General features: G+C 35.3%; 3 protein-coding genes and 1 tRNA gene. 2 read left to right on the top strand and 2 right to left on the bottom strand.

Annotated elements, in window-relative coordinates; genetic code table 11:
• Positions 1 to 210 precede the first annotated feature (210 nt).
• Positions 211 to 606: an ExbD/TolR family protein gene (locus B3C18_RS19585; RefSeq protein WP_056200382.1), complete on the bottom strand. Its 396-nt coding sequence runs from the start codon at positions 604 to 606 to the stop codon at positions 211 to 213.
• A 3-nt stretch (positions 607 to 609) separates the two neighbouring features.
• Positions 610 to 1,305, bottom strand: coding sequence for a MotA/TolQ/ExbB proton channel family protein (locus B3C18_RS19590; RefSeq protein WP_053470763.1), 696 nt, complete (start codon positions 1,303 to 1,305; stop codon positions 610 to 612).
• Between the two features lie 131 nt (positions 1,306 to 1,436).
• Here B3C18_RS19590 and B3C18_RS19595 point away from each other — a divergent pair, with 131 nt between their 5' ends.
• Both B3C18_RS19595 and B3C18_RS19600 read left to right on the top strand, forming a co-directional pair.
• The gene (locus B3C18_RS19595) at positions 1,437 to 2,660 is read left to right on the top strand and encodes a bifunctional folylpolyglutamate synthase/dihydrofolate synthase (protein ID WP_291150562.1); all 1,224 of its coding nucleotides are present in this window, start codon (positions 1,437 to 1,439) and stop codon (positions 2,658 to 2,660) included.
• 181 nt (positions 2,661 to 2,841) lie between these two features.
• Positions 2,842 to 2,919, top strand: a tRNA-Val gene (locus B3C18_RS19600).
• The last annotated feature ends 31 nt before the right edge of the window (positions 2,920 to 2,950 follow it).

Below are 2,950 nucleotides of genomic sequence, written 5' to 3' on the forward strand. Positions count from 1 at the left end.
TCCCTTCGGTCGAAATGACAAAATTGCGCTTACTTATAGAAGTGAGATTGCTTCGTTCCTCGCAATGACTAAGATTGTGTTGTTTCGCGTGAGGGATAGAAGCTGGCTACCGAAGTAGCGCGTATAGCCCGACCGCAATAAAAAAATGGGCGAATCAACGTTATGCTGATTTGCCCATTTTTTTATTGTGGTCACGCCCTAATGATTATTTTACTTTGGACTCGTTGCAATTACAAACTTCAAATTGTTCTTCACTCCTATCTGCAAAACATCAACTAAATCCTGAACCTGCAAATTAAACGGAATTCTAACTACGACAGTCTGACTTTTATCCGCGCCAATTTTATTCATTAAAGTAGTTTCTAATTCTTCAAAAGCAACGGGCTGTTTGTCGATATAGAACTGCTTGTCTTCTGTAACGGATAAACTTATTAATTGTTTATTGGTTTTTTCATTTGATTTCGCTTTTGGAAGCGTCATCTTAATAACATTTGGGTTTGCCAGTGTTGAGATAATTAGGAAAAACAACAACAGGAAAAACATAATGTCACTTAAGGATGAAGTCGCAACCTCAGCGTGAAATCTTCTTTTTCTCTTAATCGACATACCTTATGATCTTTGAATTATGTTTACAAATTCTAATATCTGTTTCTGAATTTTTAAAGCAAAATCATCAATTTTTCCGTTAAGTAAGTGGTAAGCACTATAGGCAATAATTCCCACGATTAATCCAGATCCTGAACTGATCATTTTCTCGTATAAACCTCCGGAAATATTTCCGATACTGATATTTTCTGTAACTGAAATGCTGTAGAAAATTTTAATTACCCCAGAAATAGTTCCAATAAAACCAAGAGTTGGCGCAATACCCGCAATAAGTCCTAAATGACCTAAACGTCTTTCCATTTCGCCAATTTCGATATCGGCAGCACGGTCCATATTTGATTCGATTTCAGCAATTGGTCTTCCAATTACTAAAACGCCTTCTTTTAAAATATTCCCAACAGCTGTATCGTTTCTTTCTACAATTGTTCTGGCTAATTCAATGTTTCCGGCATGTAATTTATCCCCAACATCCTGCATTAATCTGGCATCAATTCTTGAAGCTTTTTGGATATATAAGTAGCGTTCAAAAATTACGTAAATTGTGTAAAACAATAAAAGTGCGATTGGTATTAGGAAGAAACCTCCTTTTAAGATAAATCCTAAAACAGAAATTTCAGTTTCTGGATGAGCAATTTTTTCGATCACTACGTTTGAGGCGTTTGCGAGAGTATCAGCTTGTAGTTGAATGGAGCTAAACATATTTTAATTCTGGTTTTTAATAATTAATTCTAAAAAATATTTCAATTTTGCAATAAAGATAATTTTCATTGTTATATTAAACTAAAAAAACTGGAAATTATTTCAATCAGCAACTATTTTATCCGAATAAAATGAACTATCAGGAAACAACAAACTGGATGTTTAATCAATTACCAATGTATCAGCTTCAGGGTGCTTCGGCATACAAAGAAGACCTGACAAACATCAAGTTACTGGCAGAACATCTTGGTAATCCCGAAAAGAAATTACAAACGATTCACGTTGCGGGAACAAACGGAAAAGGATCTACTTCGCACATGCTGGCTTCGGTTTTGCAGGAAGCGGGTTATAAAGTGGGTTTGTATACTTCGCCGCACTTAAAAGATTTCAGGGAAAGGATTAAAGTAAACGGACAGGAAATTTCAGAAGATTTTGTTTGTGAGTTCATTTCCAAACACAAAGATTTTTTTGAAGCCAATGATATGAGTTTCTTCGAAATGTCGGTTGGTTTGGCGTTTGATTATTTCGTTTTTGAAAAAACAGATATTGCGATTATTGAAGTTGGTTTGGGCGGAAGACTGGACGCAACGAATATTATTACGCCTTTAGTTTCGGTTATTACCAATATTGGTTTAGATCACACGCAATTTTTAGGAAATACGCTCGAAGCCATTGCTGGCGAAAAAGCCGGAATTATTAAACCAAATGTTCCAGTTGTTATTGGTGAATATACTCCGGAAACACAGCCTGTATTTTTGGCTAAAGCCGAAGAAAATAATGCACCGATTTCTTTCGCTTCAGATTTAATTGACCAAATTTATTTGTCTGACTTAATTGGAGATTATCAGTTTCATAATAAGAAGACGGTTCAGCAGACAATTTCAATTCTGAACAATCAAACCAATTTTAAAGTTTCAACGGAACAATTAAAAGAAGGTTTACTGAATGTTGTAAAAAATACTGGTTTACAAGGAAGATGGCAGCAATTGGGCGAAAACCCAAAAATCATTTGTGACACGGCGCACAACAAACACGGATTAGCTGTTGTAATGAATCAGCTTCAAAATGAAAAATATGAAAAACTGCATATTGTTTTGGGTGTTGTAAATGATAAAGATCTGGATTCTATTTTACCCCTTTTCCCAACAGAAGCGCAATATTATTTCTGCAGTCCGAATTCGGCAAGAGGTTTACCAACTGAAACTTTGCAAAATGCGGCTGAAAAATTTAATTTAATTGGAGAAAAATACGATTCTGTTGAAAGCGCTTTCGCGAAAGCCAAACAAAACGCTTCAAAAAATGATTTTATTTACGTTGGCGGAAGCACTTTTGTCGTTGCCGAATTGCCTTTATAACAAGCAAAATCAAAATCCTTTAAAAAACTTTAAAAAAACCGATTTAATAACAAATTCATAAACAGCGAGATATAGTTTATTTTTAAAAAAGTTTTATTTTTTATTCGATTTTCTTTGCAGAACTCAAAAACTAGCGTATATTTGCACTCGCAATCACAAACGATAGCAACCTAGTAAAATAGGGCGATTAGCTCAGCTGGTTCAGAGCACCTCGTTTACACCGAGGGGGTCGGGGGTTCGAACCCCTCATCGCCCACCAAGAAACTCCTTAAGAAATTAAGGAGTTTTTT

This window comes from Flavobacterium sp. UBA7680 (genome assembly GCF_002482975.1).
Classification (GTDB): domain Bacteria; phylum Bacteroidota; class Bacteroidia; order Flavobacteriales; family Flavobacteriaceae; genus Flavobacterium.